The organism is Streptomyces sp. NPDC051207 (assembly GCF_040682395.1).
Taxonomy (GTDB): Bacteria; Actinomycetota; Actinomycetes; order Streptomycetales; family Streptomycetaceae; genus Streptomyces.
The window spans coordinates 1-20933 of record NZ_JBFBAX010000055.1; the positions used below are offsets into that span (position 1 = coordinate 1).

Below are 20933 nucleotides of genomic sequence, written 5' to 3' on the forward strand. Positions count from 1 at the left end.
TCAGGAGGCCGGGTTTTGCAGCGTGTTGAGTTGTTCGAGCTGATTCGTCGTGACCGGAGGCTGGAAGGCACTTCGGTCCGGGGGCTGGCCAAGCGCCGGGCGTCCGGACTGCGGAGGTCGATCCCGGACACCTCGACGAGCCGGCTGATCCGGTGCCGCAGGCTGTTCGGGTGCACACCCAGCGCCCGGGCGGTGTCCGGCACGTGGCCGAAGTGATCGAGGTACGCCCGCAGGGTCCGCACCATGGTGCCCCCGCCTTGCCCGGCGTCGAACGCCACCAGGCGTGCCACCGGTGTCTCCGGTGCCGGGGCCGAACCGGTCAGCGCGTCCAGCATCTGGTTCAGGGTGATGGTCTCGGCCACCTCGCTCGCGAAGGCGACGGTGCGGTGCTCCCCCGTCGAAAGCAGGGCTCTCAGTGCCAGGTTCGCCGACCGGCGGGACTCGGGCAGGTCCGCCAGCGTCTCGACCACCGTGCCCAGACCGATTCTCGCCTCCGGCCCGAACGCGTCGGCCACCTGCCGGACCAGTGACTTCCCCAGACGTGCGACCTGTTCGACGGCCCGCTGCATGTCCTGGTGCAGCGCGCCCACCAGGACCAGGCACCCCTGGTCGACCGGCAGCACCACCGGCGTGAGGTCGTACGCGCCACAGCGCACCGCCAGCAGGGCGCACAGCCTTCCGGTTTCCTCCCCCTTGCAGGAGGCTCCGGGGCGTACCACCAGGACGGCGCAGTGCCCGTGCGCCGGAATGCCGGTGCGTTCGGTCAGCACGTCGGCGGAACCCCGTCCGTCGAGCAACGCACGGGCCGCGTCCTCGACCAGCCGGGCGTGCGTGCGGTGCGACCGGTGGTGGAGCAGATGTACGGCGGCGACCCGTGCTGCCGACCGCAGTGTGTCGGAGGTGTGCGGCGGGAGGTCGCCGCCCGCGGCCGCCACCCAGATCGATCCCAGGATCTCTCCGCCCGCCCGGACGGCCACCACCAGGCGTTCGGGGTTCTCCCCGTGTGCCGGCCGGTGGATGACGTCCCCCGAGCCCCACAACGCCCGGAAGAACCCGGTCTCCCGCATGGCGGCCACACGCCACTCCGGCACCCGGCGGCCGAGGATCGTCAGCCGGCGCAGCTCGTCCACGTCCTCCTTCGTGGACGAGTACGCCAGGACCCGGGACTCCACGTCCTCGATCGTCACCGCGCCGCCGACCAGGGCCGCCACCGCGTCGGCCAGCCCGTTCAGGTCGCCCGGCGTCACAGCCGCCACAGCCGGGTCGGCGGGGACTCCGGACAGGACCAGACCGGCCCGCAGTGCGCCGACCAACTCGGTCCAGCCGCACCACGCCGTCCGCAGGAGCACCGCCGTACCGGCGTCCTCGGCGGCCGCCCGTAGTGCCGCCGGGAGCCGTCCCGACCTGCCCGGCCCGAAGACCACCGCGGCCGCTCCCGATTCAGCGGCATCGCGCACGACGTCGACGGCCGCGGCCGACTGCGGATCGACGCCCACGGCCAGCAGCACCTGCCCCCGCGGCAACCCCGGCTCCAGCGGGTCCAGGACCGTGACCCCCTCGACCGCGACCTTCAGGCCACGCGGAGCCACGCACGGCTCCAGCGCACCGGCCCCCATGACCGACAGCAGTTCTTCCAGCGTCGGCGCCGCCGCGGCGGTGGCGCCCCCCTGCCCGACCGTTCCGTTCAGCACCATCCGGCCCCCCACCTCGGCGCGTCGCGTCACGGTGAGTGTAGAAGAAGTCACAGGAATGCGGCGAGGCGTGCGCACGGAAGCCGACCCCCCCCTCCCGCGCCGGGGCTCGACCGAGCCGTGCAGCAGGTGTCCGGCGAGTTCGGCCAGGCCGGCCGTCATGATCGCCTCGTTGGGCGCCCCGTTCTCCGGGTGAGCCGAGTCCCGAGCCGCCAGGAGGCCCGACGTGTCGGCGAGGACGATGATGGCCTCGCTCATGCCCCGGCGGCCTCCTTGATGGTCGCCGGATCCTCGGCGTCGGACATGTGTGCCTCAGATCAACTCCGGCTGCTGTTGCGGCTGTCGGGGTGCTGTCGGGCTCGGTTCCCACCGTGCTGTGGTGCGTAGGTACACGTACACCACCGACGTCATCGCCAGGATGAGGAGCGGGCCCGCGAGCCACGGGTGGGCGGCCATCTGGGACGGGAGGAAGCGGTAGGAGAGCAGGAGCGCTGTGAAGATCGTGGTGCCGTAGGCGACCAGGCGGATGCCTGGTGCGTCCCAGCCGCGGTCCAGGGAGCGCAGGGACGCCTCGATCGTGAGGGTGAAGACCACGCCGGCGATGAGGTCGACGCCGTAGTGGTAGCCGAATCCCAGCGTTGCGCAGAGCGTGGCGATCAGCCAGAACGTGCCCGCGTATCGCAGGACGCGGGGGCCCTTCCGGGTGTGGATGAAGATCGCCGTGGCCCACGCGGTGTGGAGGCTGGGCATGCAGTTCCGTGGGGTGATGCCGTCGAAGGGCATGGGGTACGGGGTGGTGATCGGCGGCGGCGTGTGCGGCCACAGGTTGGCCACGGCCCACTGTTCGCTGGGGGGCATGTCGGGCGCCCACAGGCTGACGCCCGCCCAGTGCTCGGTTCCGGTGCCGTAGGCGAAGATCGGGCCGACCACCGGGAAGATCATGTAGAAGGCCGGGCCCAGGAGGCCGATCATCAGGAAGGTGCGCACCAGGTGGTGGCGCGGGAAGCGGCGTTCGGCCGACACGGCACGCAGCTGGTACAGCGCGACGACGACCGCGGCCACCGGGAGCTGGCCGTAGACGAAGTCGAGGAAGTTGAAGCCGACCGGGCCGCCGGCCGTGACCAGCCGGCCCACCAGCCATGAGGGGTTGCCCAGCGCCTGATCCGCCATCGCCACGTACTGGTCGAGCACCACCGGGCGGGTCTGCGAGGTGATGAGCAGCCAGGTGTCGCCGGTCTTGCGGCCGGTCATCAGCAGCAGGCCCAGCCCTACGCCCTTCAGCAGCAGGGCCCGTTCCCGGCCGGTGCGGCGCGTGACCGCGAGGACCGCGCAGCCCAGCATCACCCACAACGCGCCGTTGCCGAAGGGGTGCCCGCCGTTCGTCCCGGCGCCGACCGCCCACCGGACCACCAGGAAGGCCAGGTCCACGCCGATCGCCGCGGCCAGCGCGACGAACCGCTGCCGCCAGGTGAGGACCACCATCATCAGCGCCATGGACGCGTACAGCAGGCCGCCCGACTTGGGGGCGAATATCACCTCGCGCACCTGGTTGGTGATCGGTCCCGGCACGCCGTAGCGGCGCGCGGCGAACTCCAGCGCGAGGAGGAATCCGAGGGTCACGACCGCCACCGCGGCCCAGAGAATCACCCGTGGCCGACGCCCTTCGGGGAACGCGGCTGTCCCACGTATTCGTCTGCTGTTCTGCGGTGGCATGAGTCTCAATTTTCGGCAGCTTCGGTGGAGGTGGAGGCGGAACGACGACAGACCGGGTCCGGGCTCCACCGCTGTGCGGGTGTCCTCCCGGTGGTGCGCTTCCTACGGCACGGTCGCCGCAGCCGGAAACGTTACCGGTGCGCGGCGGGACGGGGCTCGTCGCGCTCGCCGCCGGGGCAGGTCCGGTCCCGGCACGCGTGTGTGCGGTGCGGTCGCTCCGCCCGCGATCCCGTCGCATCGTCCCGAGCCACGAGACACTCCTCCCCCATGCCTCCCTGATCCGCCGCCCCCGCACGCCCATTGTGCCCTTGCCCCCCGGCGCAGTGCCCCTGCCGCGTCCAGGCTCATCCGTTCCCGCTCCGGAACCCCGCAGTCGACGTACCCGCCCCCCTCCGCAACACCACAGTCCGGCTCTCCAAGCCCTCTCCCGCAAACCGTCGATCTCATTTTCACGGGCTTTCCCGCATGGTAACTTGGAGAACATTTGTCGGGGTGGCAGAGCGGACTCGGGGGACGGATGAGCGGTTCGCCGTACAGTGCGATGCGTGCCAGGCTGGTGAGCAGAACCGTCGAGCACTACCTGCGTCCCACTTTCCGGGTTCACAATTCCGCGGACGATTCCGGGGAGCAGTTGCGGTTCGACGCGTTCCTCGACCAGTTGCCGGCGCACCGGGCCAACTCCGCGCCCAGGCCCAGGACATGGCTGGTGACCGGTGGCGCGGGCAGCGGCAAGAGCACCGCCGTCCTGCAGTGCGCCATCGCGCTCCTGGACGGCGGGACGCCCTGCGTCATTGTCGACAACCGCACGATCAGGCAGTTGGACGTGCACGGCCTGACCGTCAAGGAATTCGCCAAGCAATTACGTCCGTCGGGTGTCGACGAGAAGTTGTGGAAGGCGCACGTCAAGAAGAACCGTGTGGTTTTCCTTGTCGACGCGCTGAACGAATTGGAGCGTGAATTCGACGGCACCTCCGAGTGGAAGTTCATCTGGCAGCTCGTCGCCGGGTCGCACGACTTCACGGTGCTGGTGACGTCCCGCAGCAAGGTGGACGACCTGGACCGGACCGTCCTGCGCGACGTGGAGACGCTGTCCATCGAGCCGCTGGGCGAGCAGGACATCGAGACGTATCTGGGGATGCGCGACGGGTCGGCGAGCGAGGCGCTGACGGAGATCAAGACGGGCGACATGCTGGGCGTGGCGTCCAACCCGTTCATGCTGTCGCTGCTGACCGACTGGCTGCTGGGCACGCGGTCCGTCAAGGACCGGAAGATTCCGCGCAGCCGTGCGGACCTGCTCCGGGAGACCGTGGTCCGGGCCGACAGCGAGGGCAGGTTCGGCAAGGTCAAGGCGGAGAAGGAGGCGGCGAAGCGCGGGCTCGGCATGGAGGCGGCGCTGTGCGCGGCGGCACTGGCCGCGATCACCACGGGCAGGGGCAACGCGGACTTCCTCGCCCTGGACGTGGAGGTGCTGCTGGGCCGGGTGTGGGACGACGGGGACGCCGTCGCCCACACGGTGAAGGCGTTCCTGGACACGCAGATGGTGGAACCGGTCGGTGACGCGGCGGACGGCCAGTACAGCCTGCTGCACCCGGCGTTCGTCGACTTCGGGCTGGCGCTCGCGTGGCAGAGCACGAGTCCGCCGCCCGTCGTGCTCGACCCCGGCTATCTGGACCAGTGCCTGGGCGACTGGGTCGGCCTGCAGTCCGACCCCGACGGTGCCGTGCTGGGCCTGCTCGATCTGCTCGCCCGGGACGCCAAGCCGCTGCCGCCCGAGCTGGTGGTGGACATCCTGCTGGCCAACCGGGGGGTGCTGAGCGACGAGGTGCGCGGGGTGCTGTGGCGGCAGCTCGGGGAGTGCTTCGGGCTGGGGCGTCAGACGCGGGACCGGCTGGCCGGGGCGCTGGCCGGCGTGCCGCCGACCGTGCTGCGCGACGGGCTGGAGCGCGGTCTGCTGCGGGCGCTCAACGCCGACGACCCGGTGTTCGCGGACATCGTGCTGGCGGCGCTGTGGAACGGTTCGCTGGACCCGCAGGCGTTGCAGCGACTGCGTCAGACGCACCTGCGGAACAAGAGGGAGTCGGCGCGGAAGGGGCGCATCCGTGACGCGGCCCTGGCCGCGGAGCGGCGGGTGGGGCTGCGGGGGCATGCCGACCCGTCGGCGCGCCGCCACTGCGCGAACTGGCTGGGCGGGCACGGCGGTGAGCAGGACGTCGACGGCCTGCTGGCAGCGATGCTGCAGGACCCGGACGCCGCGGTCCGGGGCGCCTCCGCCACCGCGCTCGGGCTGATCGGCTCGGTGCGGGCCGTCCCCGCCCTGCTGAAGACGACCGAGGCGGACAGCAACGCCGGCGTCCGGGGGTCGGCCGCCAACGCCCTCGGCCGCATCGGCGACCCGCAGGCCGACTCGGTGCTGACCACCGCCCTCGCCGACGACGGTGACGCCAGTGTCCGGGGCTCGGCCGCCCACGCCCTCGGGCGCATCGGCCATGCTCAGGCGGTCGCCGCGCTGACCGCCGCGCTCGGCCGCGACACCGAGAGCAACGTCCGGGGGTCGGCCGCCCACGCCCTCGGCCGCATCGGCCACCCCCAGGCGATCTCCGCGCTCACCGTCGCCCTCGCCGACGACACCGACGCGAACGTCCGGGGGTCGGCCGCCCACGCCCTCGGCCGCATCAGCCATCCGCACGCGCTCCCCGCACTCGCCACCGCGCTCGCCGACGACCGCGACGCGAACGTCCGGGGGTCGGCCGCCCACGCCCTCGGCCGCATCGGCGACCCCCAGGCGGTCCCCGTCCTCACCGGTGCCCTCACCGACCGCGACGCCAACGTCCGGGGCTCGGCCGCCAACGCCCTCGGACGCATCGGCCACCCGCAGACCATCTCCGCGCTCACCGTCGCCCTCGCCGACGACACCGACGGCCACACCAGGGGGTCCGCCGCCAACGCCCTCGGCCGCATCGGCCACCCCCAGGCGATCCTCGCCCTCACCACCACCCTCGCCGACGACACCGACGGCCACACCAGGGGGTCCGCCGCCAACGCCCTCGGACGCATCGGTCATCCCCTCGCGGTCCCCGCCCTCACCGGCGCGCTCACCGACCGCGACGCCAACGTCCGGGGCTCGGCCGCCAACGCCCTCGGCCGCATCGGCGATCCCCAGGCGGTCCCCGCGCTCACCGTCGCCCTCGCCGACGACACCGAGCCGAGCGTCCAGGGGGCGGCCGCCAACGCCCTCGGCCGCATCGGCGACCCGCGGGCGATCCCCGCCCTGACCACCGCCCTCGCGCACGACACCGACGGCCACACCAGGGGGTCCGCCGCCAACGCCCTCGGCCGCATCGGCGACCCCGAGGCGGTCCCGGCACTCACCACCGCCCTCGTGCACGACCCCGACGACAAGGTGCGCGGATCGGCCGCCAACGCCCTCGGCCACATAGGCAACACCGCGGTGGCGGAGTTCCTGCGGGCGACCATCGCCAACCCCGAGGAGTCCTACGTCACCCGGCGCGCCGCCGTGGGGTCCCTCACCCACCTGGACACCGGGGACGAGGCGTGGATCACGGAGGTCGCCGACCGGCTCAGGTTCACCACCCGCGGCGACCGGCACGGACGCGCCCTGCGCGGGGCCATCGTCAACCTGGTGGCCCGCCGGGGAATCACGCCGCAGTCGAAGGACTGGCTGGTCGGCGTGGTCCGCGAGGACAGGGACCCGCTGAACCGCACGACGGCTCTCGAAGGGCTGGCACGGGCCGGCCAGGCGGACGCCGACCTGATCAGGTTCGTCATCGCGCCCGAACGCCCACGGCCGGACAAGCGGCCCCGGGACACCGACGCGGGCGTCCTGGGCGTCGCGGCGGCGGCCGTCGTACGCGCCGCCGCCGACCACCCGGACCACACCGAGTCCCTGCTCCCCGGCGTCGTCCACCTGCTCACGCAGAAGGACGTCTTCCGGGCGACGGTCCTCCCCCCGCTCACCCAGCTGCGCCTGCTCCCCCTGCCCGTCGCGGAACGGGTCTTCTCCCGTTTCGTGGAGCTGATGGGCGGCGCCTCGCCGCAGAACCCGTACCTGGAGCCGGCGCTGACCGCCGAACGGGAGTTCCTGGCCGAGCGCAGGCGCGTGCAGGCCGACGTCGAGTCGTTCAGCCACCACCCCGAGGCGGTGCTCGCCGGGTTCCGCGAGCAGAGGAAGTCGAGGTTCGAAGTGACCGCACCGAGGACCGGCGACGAGTACCACGTCGCCCTGCTCACGGCCGTACCCGTCGAGACCAGGGCGCTCTTCCACGTGCTCGACGAGCGCGGCACCACCACGACCGAGGTGCAGCGCGACGGACGCTACTACGACGTCTTCGAGCTGAACTCCGCAGGTCAGCCCCCAGTCCGCGTGGTCACCACGCAGGCCACCGACCAGGGCGGCCAGCCCGCGGCGGCGGTCACCCGCGACCTGCTGTCCGCGTTCCGGCCGGACCTGGTGTTCCTGGTCGGGGTGTGCGGCGGCTTCGGCGAGCGCGGGGTGGCGCCGGGCGACGTCCTGCTGGCGCGGGAGGTCTTCGACTACGGCCCCGAGAAGGTACGACCGGAGGGCGGCGGCGCCCGCCCGCAGGTCTACCGGACGGACGAACAGGTACTGCGGCTCGTCACCAGGCTTCACACCCGGGGCAGGCTGGACACGTCACTGGGCGACCACGACCTGCTGGTGAAGGACTTCGCGAGCGGCGAGAAGGTCATCGCCTGGCGGGACGCGGAACTGCGCGCCCACCTCCTCGGCCTGTCCGCCGACATCGGCGGCGTCGAGACCGAGGCGCACGGCGTCCTGCACACGATCTGGGAGACCTTCAAGGCGAGGGACTTCGTGGGCGGCGCCATGCTCAAGTGCGTCAGCGACCTCGGCGACGAGGAGATGACCGTCGACAAGAAAACCAAACAGACGGAAGCCGCCCGCCGAGCCGCACGGGTGGCACTGGACGTGGCCGGGGCGTTCAGGAGGACGGACGGGTGAGCGGGGCGTGAACGACGGCTCGGTGACGGGAGCCCACTCCGGCGTTCCCGGCCGAGCGTCCCCCGGTGGGGCGGATGATGGGCGGATGCGTATCCGTATCGACGCCGTCGATCTGCCCGGCCGTACCTGTCCGGCGCCCGCCGGCGGTCCCGCGTACACCAACGTGCATGTCGCCGTGCAGCGCCGGAGCCGGCCGGGCGAGCTGCTCCAGCCGCAGCCCGGGGACGCCGGGGCCGTGTCGTGGACCCTGGAGTGCACGGCGGTCGTCACGCCGGACGGTGTGGACGTGCAAGGACCGTATGTGCAGGACCGGCTGGGGCGGCGGTTCGTGTTCCTGTCGTGGGGGACGGTCGACGGCTCGGGTGGCTTCACCATGTTCCGCCGGGCCAAGCTCATGCTGGACGTCGTCCCCGAGGACACGCTGGCCGCCGCCGCACGCGCGGGCCTGCTGGTCGGGCGGCTCGGCCTGACCGGCGACGACGGCTTTCCCCTGTGCGGGCGCGTCCTGCCCCCGTACATCACCTGGACCGCCGGACCCGCAGGGCAGAAGTAGGGCGTGCCGTCAGGCTCCGACGCGTCGTCCGCGCCGGGTCACGGCGGCGATCACGGCGGCGACGGCGGCGGACACCGCGAAGCTGCCGAACATGACCATCAGCACGCCGATCATGAACAGGCCGCTGGCGTCGTCCGACCAGTCCCAGTAGGCGGCGACGGTCAGGCCCGCGCTGGTGCCGAGCGCGGGGCCCAGGACGTGGTGCCGGGAGGCCGCCCAGTACACCGGCACCAGCAGCGTCAGCACCAGCCCGATCACCTGCCACGCCTCGTACGGGCCGGTGCTGGAGCCGTCGGGGTGCACGTCACGCTGCTGGTCCCAGCCCAGCCAGGCGGCCCACATCGCCACCGACAAAGCAGCCGGTACGAGGGTGGGCAGCAGGTCGCGTACGGTTTTCGGGAGGTCTTGGCGCATGTCCCCGAGCTTTCCGGCCCGGCCCGTCGCCGGCCAGAGCGCTCGTACTCAGTTCCGTCCGAGTATCTGAGCCTTCCGCCTCACCGGCGCCCCCGGTCTCAGGGGCAGGCGTACGTGATCCGGGCCGTGGCCGTGTGCGGGGCCGGGGTCAGGATGCGCAGTTCCGCTCGGGCCGTGTGGTGCCCGCTGCCGCGGAACGTCCACAGCAGGTGCAGGCGCGCCTGCTTCTGGCCCCGGCTCAGCACCTCGCGCAGCACGCCCGAGTCGGTGCCGTCGCTGCGGGTCCAGCGGTAGGTGAGCGTGCCCGGGCGGCCGTCCGTGGTGACGTGGGCGGTGATGTCCGTGGTGGTGTCGCAGCCCAGCGCGGCCGGCCGGGCCGTGACCGACACCCCGCGCACCGCCACGGACGGGCCCAGCCGCTGCCAGGCCAGGAGCGCCAGCACCGCGAACACGACCAGTGCGGGCAGCGCGTTCCGCCGCAGCCCGCGGTGCCGGGCCGGCGAGGTGCGCCGCGGCGGCACGGCGGGGAACGTGCGGTGGGTGCGCTGCGCGACGGCGGCGGTCACGCCCGGCCCGAAGCGCAGCACGGTGCCCTCGGTGCGGTCCGGCGGCGCCGGCGGGCGTCCCGCGCGGGGCACCGGTCCTACGGGAGTGGGGTCCGGGTCGAGGCCCTGGCCCCAGTGGGTGCCCAGCACGGTGGCGCTGTACCCGTGGGTCGCATGGGTCCCGTTGATCCCGTGAATCCCCTCGGTCTCATGGGTCCCGTTGGTCCCGTCAGGCCCGTCGGACACCTTCGACCGCTTCGACCCGCCTGACCCATTGGTCTCCTCGGCCCCACCGGCCCCGTCCGCCCCGGTCCCATCCGTCCCGTTGTCCTCGTCGTCCCCGCGCAGCGCGCGGCACGGCGGCGGCGCGGGTGTCCGGTCCGCGGGGGGCCGGTCCCCGGGGATGCCGTCCTCGGGCGGGCGGCCGTTCCGTGTCGTCATCGCAGGTCGCACCGCCCCGTCAGGAGCTGCTCCGACGCGCCGCCGTCGGCGGGCTCCGGGCTCGTCGTCGACCGCACCGACCAGTAGCAGCCGCTGTCGGCCCGGAAGGTGTGGTCGACCGTGAGGGTGTAGTGGGTGGCGCCGGAGCGTTCGTACGTCTCGGGCGCGCCGTCCGCAGTGCCCAGCCGGTCCGCGGCGTCGCCCGTGTACCAGGACACGGTGATCGAGACCGGCCCGGTGCCGTCCGTCGTGATGCCGACGGTCGCCGTGGCCGTCGTGGGACCCGTCTGGCGGAAGCCCGACACCGTGACGTCCTTCACCGCGGGGGCGGCCGGTGAGGTGGGCGGGGCGGGCGGGTCGGTCGTCGGCGCCGGACCGGTGGACGTGTCCCCGGAGGGCGTCGCGCCCTCGGCCGGGGCTGTTGTCGTCGCGGGCACCGACGGGCCGGACGGGGCGGGGGACGCGGACGCCGGGGGCGTCGGGGGCGTCGCGGCCGGGGACGAGGACGCGGCAGCGGCGGGTGCGGCCGGTTCCGCCCCGGTCGGGTTCGCGCTGCTCGTGGCCAGGGCCTGCGCCGCCCCCCGGGCGTCGGCCGCCGGCGTGGGCCGGGGGCCGTACGTCAGCAGGAGGCCCAGGACGACGGCCGCGCCGGCGAGGAGCACCCCCGGCCGGGTCGGACGCCACGACGGTGCCCGGCCGGGACCCGGGTCCCCGGTCAGCACCGTCCGGGCGGTGGCCGTCATGGTGTGCGGGGCGCTGCGGGCCGACGGAAGGAGCAGCGGCAGCAGCGCCACCAGCGCGGCGAGCGCACGCCGGCCGCGGTCCTCCCAGCCGGGGCCGTAGGCGGCTGCGGCAGCCGCCTCCAGTTCCGTGACGAACTCCTCGGCGTGGCGCGGGCGTCGCGCCGGGTCCTTGGCCAGCCCGTGCCGCACCAGGTCCCGTACCGCCTCGGGAACCTCGTCGGCGGGGACGGGCGCGTCGAGGTGCTTCAGGGCGAGTTCGGCGAGGTTGTCCCCCGCGTACGGTCTGCGGCCCGTCAGGCACTCGAAGAAGGTGGCCGTCGCCGCGTACACGTCGGCGGCGGGCGAGGCGGGCGCGCCGGTCCACTGCTCCGGCGCCATGTACGGCGGCGTCCCGGCCACCCCGGCGCTGGTGCCCGCGTCGGCCGCGATGCCGAAGTCGACCAGCGTGGAGGAACCGTCCGGGACGACCAGGACGTTGCCCGGTTTGTAGTCGCGGTGGACGACGCCGGCCCGGTGCGCGTCGGCCAGGCCGAGCAGCGAGCCCTTGAGCACGACGAGCGCGGACTCGGGGGTGAGCGGTCCCTGCCTGGTCAGCAGGGTCCGCAGCGGGACCCCGTCCACCAGCTCCATCACGATGGCGGCGCCGTCCGGGCTCTCGACGTACTCGTACAGCCCGGTGACGTACGGGCTCTCCAGGCCGCTGAGCAGCCGCGCCTCCGCCCGAAACTCGTGCACGAAGCCGGGCCGGGTGCGCAGCGACTCGCTGAGGTACTTCACGGCGACCGGCACGCCCGTCTCGTCGTGCACGGCCCGTACGACCCGCCCGCTCGCCCCCGACCCGAGCTCCAGCGACTCGCTGTACCCGGGCACCGCCCACGCGTTCATCCGCCCCCCAGGGCCCCGCACTCCCGGAACCTCGTCCGCTCCGGGCCTCGGGCCATGTGCTGTGAGACACGTTTCCGGCCACGGCGGTTGCGGTACAGCCCTCTGCTTCTGCCGGAAGGGGGCGCATGCCTCTGCCGAAAGGAGGGCGTACGGCCTTCCCTCCGGCCCGCTGTCCTCGCCGAAGCGCGCTCATCGCGCCCGGAACGGCCCCGGCGGGCAGCACCCGGCGGGGCAAAACCTGCCGTGGTGAGTGGAGGTATCCGCCTGCGGCGCGGTTAGGGTTTCTCCGGCGGGGTCGACTGCGAGACGAAGGTGCCATGCCCACTGACAACCCGGCCGGCAAAGGCCTGGACGACGACGACTACCCGGCGTACACCATGGGCCGGGCCGCGGCCGTGCTCGGGGTGACGCCCGCCTTCCTGCGGTCCGTCGGGGAGACCGGGCTGATCACGCCGCTGCGGTCGGAAGGCGGCCACCGGCGGTACACGCGGCGGCAGTTGAGGATCGCGGCGCGGGCCCGGGAGCTCGTCGACCAGGGCACGCCGGTCGAGGCCGCCTGCCGCATCGTCTCCCTGGAGGACCAGCTCGGGGACGCCCTGCGGACCAACGAGGAACTGCGTCGCGGGGGGCCGAGGGGCGGCGAGGGCGCGGGCTGACGCCCGCCGCAGTCCCGGATATCTCTCGTCGCCGGTACAGAATTGCGCGGGGCCCGCCGTGTGGATTTTCGCGCCAGTGGATCAGTGGCCAAGAAGTACGAGCCTTCCCGGGATCCCTGTGCTACCGTGATAACAGTTGCAGTTTTGGTTAACAGAGACTTTCGAGTGCTCTTTCGACCTGTGTCGACGAGCACTCTTTTCGTTTGCTGAGCTGTCCGGGGCTCGAGGATTTCTCGAAAATCTCCGGAGGGTGATCATCGCGGCGACTCCGGGTCCGCAAGGTGCGGGCTCCGGGCACTGCCCCCAAGGGAGATTCAATATGGCATCTGGCACCGTGAAGTGGTTCAACGCGGAAAAGGGCTTCGGCTTCATCGAGCAGGACGGCGGCGGCGCTGACGTGTTCGCCCACTACTCGAACATCGCCACCCAGGGCTTCCGCGAGCTTCAGGAAGGCCAGAAGGTTACCTTCGACGTCACGCAGGGCCAGAAGGGCCCGCAGGCCGAGAACATCGTTCCCGCCTGACGCTGACGCGTACTACACGGCTGGGGCCCGCGCTCTTGGGGTGCGGGCCCCAGCCCATTGCGTTTTTCACGTCCGGCCCGCCGCCCGCCACCTGTTCGAAGGTGAGCTGCCGCAGATCTGCCTGCCGGCGCCGCGACCGTCATTCTCTTCGGCTCATTCTTGCGAATCCTCGTGCGGCCCACCGCCGTCCGGAGGACTTCCTCGATACGTGCCGTATCCGCATCGAGGAAGGTTCCAGATGAACCGCACCACCCGCAACGGCTCCGCGTCCTCCCGGGGCAGCCGTTTCCGGCCCCAGGGCTCGGGCCGCCAGTCGTTCCCCTCCCGCTCCGCCGGCGCCGGCAAGCCCGCCCGCGGCGGCAGGCCCGCGCCCCTGCGCGGCGAGTTCGCCCAGCCCGTCACCCTCACCGCGGCGCTGCCGCCGGTCGAGTCGTTCGCCGACCTCGACATGCCCGCGCCGCTGCTGACCGCGCTCGGCGCCGAAGGCGTCACCGTCCCGTTCCCGATCCAGGCGGCGACGCTGCCGAACTCGCTCGCGGGCCGCGACGTCCTCGGCCGCGGGCGCACCGGCTCGGGCAAGACCCTCGCCTTCGGCCTCGCCCTGCTGGCCCGTACCAGCGGGCAGCGCGCCGAGCCCCGGCAGCCGCTCGCGCTGGTCCTCGTCCCCACCCGGGAACTGGCCCAGCAGGTCACCGACGCGCTCACCCCCTACGCCCGCGCGCTGCGCCTCAGGCTCGCCACCGTCGTCGGCGGCATGTCCATCGGCCGCCAGGCCGGTGCGCTGCGCGCCGGTGCCGAGGTCGTCGTCGCCACCCCGGGCCGGCTCAAGGACCTCATCGACCGGGGCGACTGCCGCCTCGACCGCGTCACCATCACCGTCCTCGACGAGGCCGACCAGATGGCCGACATGGGCTTCATGCCGCAGGTGACCGCGCTGCTCGACCAGGTGGGGCGCGACGGGCAGCGGATGCTGTTCTCGGCCACCCTGGACCGCAACGTCGACCTCCTCGTGCGCCGCTACCTGCACGACCCCGTGGTGCACTCGGTCGACCCGTCCGCCGGCGCCGTCACCACCATGGAGCACCACCTGCTCCACGTGCACGACGCGGACAAGCACGCCACCGCCACGGAGATCGCCGCCCGCGAGGGACGCGTGATCATGTTCCTGGACACCAAGCACGCGGTGGACCGGCTCGCCAAGCACCTGCTCGCGGTCGGCGTGCGCGCCTCGGCCCTGCACGGCGGCAAGTCCCAGCCGCAGCGCACCCGGACGCTCGCCCAGTTCAAGGACGGCCACGTCACCGTCCTGGTGGCCACCAACGTCGCCGCCCGCGGCATCCACGTCGACAACCTCGACCTCGTCGTGAACGTCGACCCGCCCAGCGACCACAAGGACTACCTGCACCGCGGCGGCCGTACCGCGCGCGCGGGCGAGTCCGGCACCGTCGTCACCCTCGTCCTGCCGCACCAGCGGCGCGCGATGGACCGCCTCATGGTCGACGCCGGTATCACCCCGCAGTCCACCAAGGTCCGCTCCGGCGAGGCCGAGCTGAGCCGCATCACCGGCGCCCAGGCGCCGTCCGGCGTGCCCGTCGTCATCGCCCCGCCGCCCGCACAGCGCTCCGAGCGCCCGGGCGGTTCCGCGGGACGGCGCCAGCGCGGTCGCCGGGGCCCGCGTACGGCGTCCACCGGACGCCGCTGACCGCGGCACACTCCGCCGTACGGCCGCCCCGCCCGGCCCGCTCGCCGAGCACCTCGGCGCCTGGCACCCAGAACCGCTCCCGTTTCGACTTCCGGCGTTCCCCAACCCCGTGGAGGCATCATGCGCTGTGTCATCGCCCGCTACCCCTTCGACCTGACCAAGAGCGAGGTCGAGGAGTCGATGAAGGGCATCAAGGCCGAAGAGGTCACGGGGATCTCCGTGACGATCGGCCGCCGCACCTACCCGGTCAAGCAGGTCGGGGAGGTCATCACCAAGCAGGACCGGCGTGACTTCACCGCCGCGGAGGTGGCCCGGGCGCTCATCCGCCTCGGCTTCACCTGCCACCCCGCGCCCACGGCCGCGCCGCTGGACGGGCTGACCCCGATGCAGGCCGCGTCCGCGCAGCTGGGGGAGTGACCCGGCCGGCCTCCACGGCCGGTCCGGGCCGGCCGCTCCGCGCGTGCGCGGAAGCGGCCGGCCCGTTCCTGTTTTCCCGTGGATCACCTGCGGGGCCATGTCTCTGGAGTAGGCTGCTGACCCATGTCACACCCTGATGACCTGCTCGCCGGCATCGCCGCGATGGTGGAGTCGGAGGGCACCAGCCAGATGTCCCTCACCGTGGTGGTCCCCGGGGCCGTCATCACCGGACGGCTGGCTCCCGAGGCCCTGTGGCGAGAGCGCGTGGCCGAGGTCCTGCGGGACTCCGTCCAACTCCGCCCGTTCTCCGGCGTGTTCGCGCCGCCCGACGGCGGCGGCCCGGCAGCCCGGCCCGGCACCCGCCCCACCCACCTCCACTTCCACGTCGCCCGGATCCTCCAGGGCAGCTTCGGCATCCCCGACACGGGCGGCATGTACCGCGTCGCCCTGGAGGACGTGAGCGCCTGGACCGTGGGGGACATCGGCTACTCGGACCAGTAGGGACGGCCGGGCCTCGTCGTGTGCCGTGTGGTGCGCGGCGACGGCACCGCGGTGACACGAGTATGCGGCCGCCGACGGGCGCGGCGTCCCTCATGACAGGGGCGGGCGGCCGTTCCAGACCTGAGGGCGGGCCACGAGGTCGAAGATCGCGGCATGGCATCTTCCCTCACCCGCCGTCGTCCTCTCGGACACGCCGTGGCTGCCGCCGGCAGGGGAGCGGTGCTCGCATCCAGCACGGCCGCCCCGCCGCCGCTGCCACCGGCAGGCGCCGACGTCCGGCTGGACGGCTTCGACACCCGCCAAGGTGTCCCGCCGGGCCAGGGGTCCGGAAGCCCGGGCGGCGGCCCGACGCACGAGAACCGGGACCCGCGCCTTCGCGCGAGTCCCGGTTCTGTCGTGCTGTGTGCCGCTCCGCGTCAGGCGGGGCGGATGTTCTCCGCCTGCGGGCCCTTCTGGCCCTGCGTGACGTCGAAGCTCACCTTCTGGCCTTCCTGAAGCTCACGGAAGCCCTGCGCGGCGATGTTCGAGTAGTGGGCGAAGACGTCCTGCCCGCCGCCGTCCTGCTCGATGAAGCCGAAGCCCTTTTCCGAGTTGAACCACTTCACGGTACCGGTAGCCATACCAAATTCTCCTTCGGGGCACTGCCGGAGATCCCACACCGTGTGGAACCTCCCTGTCGCCGAGATGATTGCCCCGCCCGGAGAAAATCACCGGGTAATTCATGCGTGGGAACCAAGACCGCAACTCCGAACGACGGTAGCACGGAAGGTGCGGCCACGCCGGGTACGCGCGACCGCGCCCGTCAGCCGGTGATGTCGACCTTGCCGTCGTCCTGCGCGGACCCGTCCCCGGCCACCGTGCCCCGGCCCGTGATGCCCCTGAGGAGTTCGGCCAGGTCGACGCCCGTGGTGGCGCCGAGCAGTTCCATCCCCTGGGCGACGTTGTCGGCGACCGCGCGCGGGATGCGGCTCGCGCCGTCCGTGGAGATGACCGTCATCCTCTCCACCGCGCTCAGCGGCTCGGACGCCTTCGCGACGACCTGCGGCAGCACCTCGACGAGCATTTGGAGCACCGCCGCGTCGCCGTACTGCCCGAACGCGTCGGCCTTCCGCCGCATCGCCTCGGCCTCGGCGGCACCCTTCGCGCCGATCGACGCGGCCTCCGCCTCACCCTCCAGCCGTACGGCCTCGGCGACCGCGGCGCGCCGGGCCCGCTCCGCCTCACCCTCCTTGAGCCCTTCCAGCGCCCCGGCCTCGGCCAGCGCGGTACGCCGCTGCCTCTCGCCCTCGCCGGTCAGCCGGGCCCGCTCGGCCTCGGCCTGCGCCGCTGCGATGGCCGCCAGCCGCTCCGCCTCGGCCTGCTTGACCCGGGCCACCTTCCGCGCCTCGGACTCCTGCTCGGCGGCGTACCGCTGGGCGTCGGCCGGCTTGCGGACCTCGGTGTCGAGCTGGCGGTCCTTCAGGGCCGCCTGCCGCTCGGCGACCTTCTCCTGCTCGGCGAGGATCTGCTGGTTGCGCGCGGCCTCGGCGAGCGGTCCGGCCGCGTTCGCCTGGGCCGCCGCCGCGTCCGTCTCGGCCTTGATCTCCGCCTGCTTCAGGTAGAACGTCCGCTGCGCGACCGCGATCTCCTCCTCGGCCTTCAGCCGGGCCTGCTCGGCGGCCCGGCGGGCCACCGCCTCCGCGATGTCGGCCTCCTGCCTGGCGCGGGCGGCCTCCGGGCGGCCGAGGTCCTCCAGGTAGGAGCCCTCGGTGGTGATGTCCTGGATCTGGAAGGCGTCCAGCACCAGGCCCTGCCCGGACAGGCTGGCCTCCGCCTCCTCGGCGACCTGCCCGGCGAACGCCGCCCGGTCCCGGATGACGTCCTCCACCGACATCCGGCCGACGATCGCGCGCAGCGCGCCCGACAGCACCTCCTGCGTGAAGCCCACGATGCCGTCCTGCTGCATCAGGAAGCGCTGCGCCGCGGCGCGGATGGAGTCCTCGGTGCCGCCGACCTTGACGATGGCGACGCCTTCGAGGTTGGCCTTGATGCCGCGCAGGGTGACCGCGCCGCGCACGGCGACGGGAATGTGCCGCGAGGACAGGTCGAGCGTGAACCGCTGCTGGACGAACGGCACGACGAACACCCCGCCGCCGACCACGACCTTCTGCCCGCTGTTGTCGGTGAACACCCGCCCGGTCTCCGGGTCGGTGGACTTCTTTCCGCGCCGCCCGGTGATGATGAACGCTTCGCTCGGGCCGGCGACTTTGTAGCGCGTGATCACCACCAGGGCGATGAGCACGAGGAGTACGGCGACTCCGACGACCGCGACGACGACAGGACTCATGGCAGTGCCCCCGAATCACAAAGGAAAAAGAACAGGAGGGGAAGACGAGAGAAAGAACAAGGGTGGAGAGGGAAAATCGGACCGGTGACTCAGCGTTCCACCGGGCGCACCACGACCGATGTCGCGCTCGGCGTCGCCTCGACCCACACCTCGGTGCCCCGGGCCACCGGCACCGCGCTGCGGGCGGCGTACTTCACCGGCTGCCCGGCGAGGCGGAGCAGCACCTCGCCGTAGCCGCCGGCCGGGATGGCGGTGACGACGCTGCCGCAGGTGCCGACGAGGTCGCCGCCGCGCGGGGTGACGGCCGTGCGGTCGTCCATCAGGGCCCGGGAGAGGCGGTACGTCAGCCAGGCCGTGCCCAGTCCGCAGGCCGCGCCGGCGGCGGTGGCGGTCACCGGCCGCGCACCGGCCGCGCCGAGGGCGAGGGCACCGCCGAAGCCGGTCGCCGCGACGAATCCGGCGACGACCGGCAGCGACAGCCACCCGTCGAGGGCTCCCCCGAGCGCCCCCTCGAACGCCCCCTCCAGCAGCCCGTCGAAGACCAGCGACAGGGCGAGCAGTACGACCCCCGTGATGCCGAGTCCGAGAAACCAGGCCATGCGCACTGTCCCCTCTCGCCCGTCGCTGATCTCCGCGTTGCCGGAATCCTGACATGCACGGGGAAGAACCTCATTGCCGTGTTCCGGCAATCTTCGGCGCGCGTTCGATGCCGCGTTCGGGCCACCTCCGGGTTTCCCGGGCGCCGGATTGATCGCGTTCGGCGCCCCGTACGTACCTCCTGGGGACCGGCCCGTTCACATCAGGAGGAACCATGCGCATGTCGCGCAGGGCGGCAGGCACCGTCTTCATCGGCGGCAGCCTGGTACTGACCCTCGCCGCGCTCGCCTACCCCGCCATGCTCGGGGTGGAGAACACGGCGACGACCTCGTCCCGCGTCATCGCCAACACCCGCTACGGCCCGCTGACCGAGGCCGACCGGGACTTCGTGGTGAAGGTCAGGGCAGCGGGGCTGTGGGAGCATCCGCTCGGCCTGATGGCGATGGAGCGGGGGACGACGCCCGAGATGAAGGAGGCCGGCGAACACCTGGTCGCCGGGCACGCCCGGCTGGACGAGACGTGCCGCAGGATCGCCCCGGAGCTGGGGATCACGCTGCCCAACCAGGCCAGCCCGCAGCAGCAGCAGTTCGTGGCGACCGTGGACGGGAGCACGGGCAAGCAGTTCGACATCACGGCGGTCGGCATCATGCGGGTGACGCACGGGCAGATCTTCCCGGTGGTCGCCAAGATCCGGGCGAGCACGCAGAACGCGCTGGTGCGGCAACTGGCCGACCAGGCCAATGACACGGTCCTGGACCACATCACCGTCCTGGAGAAGACCGGCATGGTCAACTTCGACCAGATCACCTTCCAGCAGACGGCCCCGCCGAAGCTCCCCCAGGAGCAGCTCACGCCGCCGCCGCCGCAGCCCGGGGCACCCGTCGTCGCCCTCACCGAGCCGCCCGGCCTGGACGTGCACACCGGCTCACCGGCCCCGGGCTCCGGCCCGACGGTGCGCTGAGCCCGGACCGGCCCCATGATTCATCGGTCATTCCGGTCGTTAATTCGCATTCCGTCGGGAATACTCCGTATATGAGTACGGCAGCGTTCGAAGTCCTGGCCGCCTCGCGGGAAGCCCTCAACGTGACGGTGGCGTTCCTCGGCGGCCTGGTGGTGGCCGGCGCGCTCGTGTGGGCCGTACGCGTCGGCATCAAGGTCATGGAGCGTGAACCGCACCGGCCCACCGTCGAGGAACAGACCAGGCTGCCCGAGACGGGCCCGGTCCACGAGGTCAGGGAGGTGCGCGAGCCCGACGAGGTACCCGTGGCCACCGACGGCAGGCGGCTCATGCCCTACGAACTCCACCAGGCGCAGACCCGGCGGGGCGATGATCAGCATCGGCGGCGGTGGCGGCCGGGGTCCAGCGGGTCTTTCGGGAGCGGGGGCTTCCGGCTCTGACGGCCTGCGCGGCCGGCCTCGCCGACCGGGGGCCCGGCGGGATTCCGCTTCCGCGCGCGGTGCGGCGGGACGCTGGACAATCGAAGCGTCGGACACCGCTCGCGCACGTCAGCGGCCCGGCGGGACGGAGGTGCACCGCGGTGATCACGGAACTCGCGGTCGAGCGGGTCGAATTCTCCTGCGGCTCGTGTGGGCACCGGTGGAGCGTGGACCATGACGTCCAGCGGTACCTGGACGGGCACGGGGACGAATGGGAGTGCTTCCACCGGGACAACGTGTCGGTGCCCTCCCCGTATACGGCGGAAGGGGCGCCGACGTGCGGGGAGTGCGGTGGGGGTACGACGGGCCGCCTCGTGGCGCGCCGGCCTGTTCCCCTGCCGGGCACGCCGGGCCAGCCGCGGACGCGGGTGCCGGCAGCGGGGATCCACCGACCGGAGCGGCATGGGGCGCCGCGGCTGAGCGCGGTTGCGGTTGAGCGGTGAGCGGGGGTGCGTGGACGCGGGGTTGCCGGTGCGGGGGGATGGACGTGAGTTCCTGGTACGGCGCGTTGCAGTGACCACCGGGGGGGTGCAGCCCGACGCTGACGGGTCGCCGCCCGCACCCGCCCTCCCCCATCGCCCCAGCGGCACGACTGCCAGCGGATTGACGGCCGCAGCGGCCCGTCGCCCCGCGGTCCCGCGCGAGGCGCGCCCGCGTGTGCGGGAGGGGCCACCGGGCCGCAGTCGCCGACGGCGAGGAGGGGCCGTGTCGGGGGGTGTCCGCCCGCAGCGGTTGGCGCGTCCGCGCCGGTCCCTTCACGGCCCACCGATTCCGCGCCGTTCCGAGGACGGAC

Annotated in this window: 17 protein-coding genes; 9 read left to right on the plus strand and 8 right to left on the minus strand. The window is 73.0% G+C overall.

Annotated features, from left to right (window positions below):
• The coding region (locus AB0M97_RS29915) for a helix-turn-helix domain-containing protein (RefSeq protein ID WP_365964113.1) at nucleotides 1-1949 on the minus strand (1949 nt) is incomplete at its 3' end.
• A gap of 54 nt (nucleotides 1950-2003) precedes the next feature.
• Complete coding sequence (locus tag AB0M97_RS29920; RefSeq protein ID WP_365964114.1) at nucleotides 2004-3404, minus strand: phosphatase PAP2 family protein; 1401 nt, start codon at nucleotides 3402-3404, stop codon at nucleotides 2004-2006.
• A 556-nt stretch (nucleotides 3405-3960) separates the two neighbouring features.
• On the opposite strand from AB0M97_RS29920, the gene AB0M97_RS29925 reads away from it, so the two are divergent.
• Together AB0M97_RS29925 and AB0M97_RS29930 are read left to right on the plus strand one after the other, a co-directional pair.
• Nucleotides 3961-8400, plus strand: coding sequence for a HEAT repeat domain-containing protein (locus AB0M97_RS29925; protein WP_365964115.1), 4440 nt, complete (start codon nucleotides 3961-3963; stop codon nucleotides 8398-8400).
• Nucleotides 8401-8485: 85 nt separating this feature from the next.
• Complete coding sequence (locus AB0M97_RS29930; RefSeq protein ID WP_365964116.1) at nucleotides 8486-8953, plus strand: DUF5990 family protein; 468 nt, start codon at nucleotides 8486-8488, stop codon at nucleotides 8951-8953.
• A gap of 9 nt (nucleotides 8954-8962) precedes the next feature.
• Here the strand turns inward: AB0M97_RS29930 and AB0M97_RS29935 are convergent, their stop codons facing one another.
• From AB0M97_RS29935 to AB0M97_RS29945, 3 genes are all read right to left on the minus strand, one after another.
• Nucleotides 8963-9367, minus strand: coding sequence for a hypothetical protein (locus AB0M97_RS29935; protein WP_365964117.1), 405 nt, complete (start codon nucleotides 9365-9367; stop codon nucleotides 8963-8965).
• 98 nt (nucleotides 9368-9465) lie between these two features.
• A complete protein-coding gene (locus AB0M97_RS29940; RefSeq protein WP_365964118.1) occupies nucleotides 9466-10062 on the minus strand; it encodes a hypothetical protein in 597 nt (198 codons plus the stop codon).
• Between the two features lie 287 nt (nucleotides 10063-10349).
• Nucleotides 10350-11981 (minus strand): serine/threonine-protein kinase, encoded by a 1632-nt coding sequence (locus tag AB0M97_RS29945; RefSeq protein ID WP_365964119.1) that lies wholly within the window; start codon nucleotides 11979-11981, stop codon nucleotides 10350-10352.
• 317 nt (nucleotides 11982-12298) lie between these two features.
• On the opposite strand from AB0M97_RS29945, the gene AB0M97_RS29950 reads away from it, so the two are divergent.
• The 5 genes from AB0M97_RS29950 to AB0M97_RS29970 all read left to right on the plus strand — a co-directional run bounded on the left by AB0M97_RS29950 (nucleotide 12299) and on the right by AB0M97_RS29970 (nucleotide 15780).
• Nucleotides 12299-12637: a helix-turn-helix domain-containing protein gene (locus tag AB0M97_RS29950; protein ID WP_365964120.1), complete on the plus strand. Its 339-nt coding sequence runs from the start codon at nucleotides 12299-12301 to the stop codon at nucleotides 12635-12637.
• A 319-nt stretch (nucleotides 12638-12956) separates the two neighbouring features.
• Entirely contained in the window at nucleotides 12957-13160 is a 204-nt protein-coding gene (locus AB0M97_RS29955) for a cold-shock protein (protein ID WP_069779708.1), read from the plus strand.
• 238 nt (nucleotides 13161-13398) lie between these two features.
• On the plus strand, nucleotides 13399-14862 hold the full coding sequence (locus tag AB0M97_RS29960) for a DEAD/DEAH box helicase (protein ID WP_365964121.1): 1464 nt from the start codon (nucleotides 13399-13401) through the stop codon (nucleotides 14860-14862).
• Between the two features lie 120 nt (nucleotides 14863-14982).
• Nucleotides 14983-15279, plus strand: coding sequence for an SCO5918 family protein (locus AB0M97_RS29965; RefSeq protein ID WP_365964122.1), 297 nt, complete (start codon nucleotides 14983-14985; stop codon nucleotides 15277-15279).
• A 123-nt stretch (nucleotides 15280-15402) separates the two neighbouring features.
• Nucleotides 15403-15780, plus strand: coding sequence for a hypothetical protein (locus AB0M97_RS29970; RefSeq protein WP_365964123.1), 378 nt, complete (start codon nucleotides 15403-15405; stop codon nucleotides 15778-15780).
• Between the two features lie 416 nt (nucleotides 15781-16196).
• On the opposite strand, the gene AB0M97_RS29975 is transcribed toward AB0M97_RS29970, so the two are convergent.
• From AB0M97_RS29975 to AB0M97_RS29985, 3 genes are all read right to left on the minus strand, one after another.
• On the minus strand, nucleotides 16197-16400 hold the full coding sequence (locus AB0M97_RS29975; RefSeq protein ID WP_365964124.1) for a cold-shock protein: 204 nt from the start codon (nucleotides 16398-16400) through the stop codon (nucleotides 16197-16199).
• 182 nt (nucleotides 16401-16582) lie between these two features.
• Nucleotides 16583-18106 (minus strand): SPFH domain-containing protein, encoded by a 1524-nt coding sequence (locus AB0M97_RS29980; protein ID WP_365964125.1) that lies wholly within the window; start codon nucleotides 18104-18106, stop codon nucleotides 16583-16585.
• Between the two features lie 89 nt (nucleotides 18107-18195).
• The gene (locus AB0M97_RS29985) at nucleotides 18196-18705 is read right to left on the minus strand and encodes a hypothetical protein (RefSeq protein WP_365964126.1); all 510 of its coding nucleotides are present in this window, start codon (nucleotides 18703-18705) and stop codon (nucleotides 18196-18198) included.
• Between the two features lie 212 nt (nucleotides 18706-18917).
• Between AB0M97_RS29985 and AB0M97_RS29990 the strand changes: the two genes are divergently transcribed.
• Both AB0M97_RS29990 and AB0M97_RS29995 read left to right on the plus strand, forming a co-directional pair.
• A complete protein-coding gene (locus tag AB0M97_RS29990) occupies nucleotides 18918-19664 on the plus strand; it encodes a DUF4142 domain-containing protein (RefSeq protein WP_365964127.1) in 747 nt (248 codons plus the stop codon).
• Nucleotides 19665-19735: 71 nt separating this feature from the next.
• Nucleotides 19736-20101, plus strand: coding sequence for a DUF6479 family protein (locus AB0M97_RS29995; protein WP_365964128.1), 366 nt, complete (start codon nucleotides 19736-19738; stop codon nucleotides 20099-20101).
• Nucleotides 20102-20933: the final 832 nt, after the last annotated feature.

Excerpts from the sequence above, each read along its gene's own strand:
- AB0M97_RS29920 (WP_365964114.1), bottom strand. The coding sequence starts at position 3,404 with ATGCCACCGCAGAACAGCAGACGAATACGTGGGACAGCCGCGTTCCCC.
- AB0M97_RS29930 (WP_365964116.1), top strand. The coding sequence starts at position 8,486 with ATGCGTATCCGTATCGACGCCGTCGATCTGCCCGGCCGTACCTGTCCG.
- AB0M97_RS29935 (WP_365964117.1), bottom strand. The coding sequence starts at position 9,367 with ATGCGCCAAGACCTCCCGAAAACCGTACGCGACCTGCTGCCCACCCTC.
- AB0M97_RS29945 (WP_365964119.1), bottom strand. The coding sequence starts at position 11,981 with ATGAACGCGTGGGCGGTGCCCGGGTACAGCGAGTCGCTGGAGCTCGGG.
- AB0M97_RS29950 (WP_365964120.1), top strand. The coding sequence starts at position 12,299 with ATGCCCACTGACAACCCGGCCGGCAAAGGCCTGGACGACGACGACTAC.
- AB0M97_RS29955 (WP_069779708.1), top strand. The coding sequence starts at position 12,957 with ATGGCATCTGGCACCGTGAAGTGGTTCAACGCGGAAAAGGGCTTCGGC.
- AB0M97_RS29960 (WP_365964121.1), top strand. The coding sequence starts at position 13,399 with ATGAACCGCACCACCCGCAACGGCTCCGCGTCCTCCCGGGGCAGCCGT.
- AB0M97_RS29965 (WP_365964122.1), top strand. The coding sequence starts at position 14,983 with ATGCGCTGTGTCATCGCCCGCTACCCCTTCGACCTGACCAAGAGCGAG.
- AB0M97_RS29970 (WP_365964123.1), top strand. The coding sequence starts at position 15,403 with ATGTCACACCCTGATGACCTGCTCGCCGGCATCGCCGCGATGGTGGAG.
- AB0M97_RS29975 (WP_365964124.1), bottom strand. The coding sequence starts at position 16,400 with ATGGCTACCGGTACCGTGAAGTGGTTCAACTCGGAAAAGGGCTTCGGC.
- AB0M97_RS29980 (WP_365964125.1), bottom strand. The coding sequence starts at position 18,106 with ATGAGTCCTGTCGTCGTCGCGGTCGTCGGAGTCGCCGTACTCCTCGTG.
- AB0M97_RS29985 (WP_365964126.1), bottom strand. The coding sequence starts at position 18,705 with ATGGCCTGGTTTCTCGGACTCGGCATCACGGGGGTCGTACTGCTCGCC.
- AB0M97_RS29990 (WP_365964127.1), top strand. The coding sequence starts at position 18,918 with ATGCGCATGTCGCGCAGGGCGGCAGGCACCGTCTTCATCGGCGGCAGC.
- AB0M97_RS29995 (WP_365964128.1), top strand. The coding sequence starts at position 19,736 with ATGAGTACGGCAGCGTTCGAAGTCCTGGCCGCCTCGCGGGAAGCCCTC.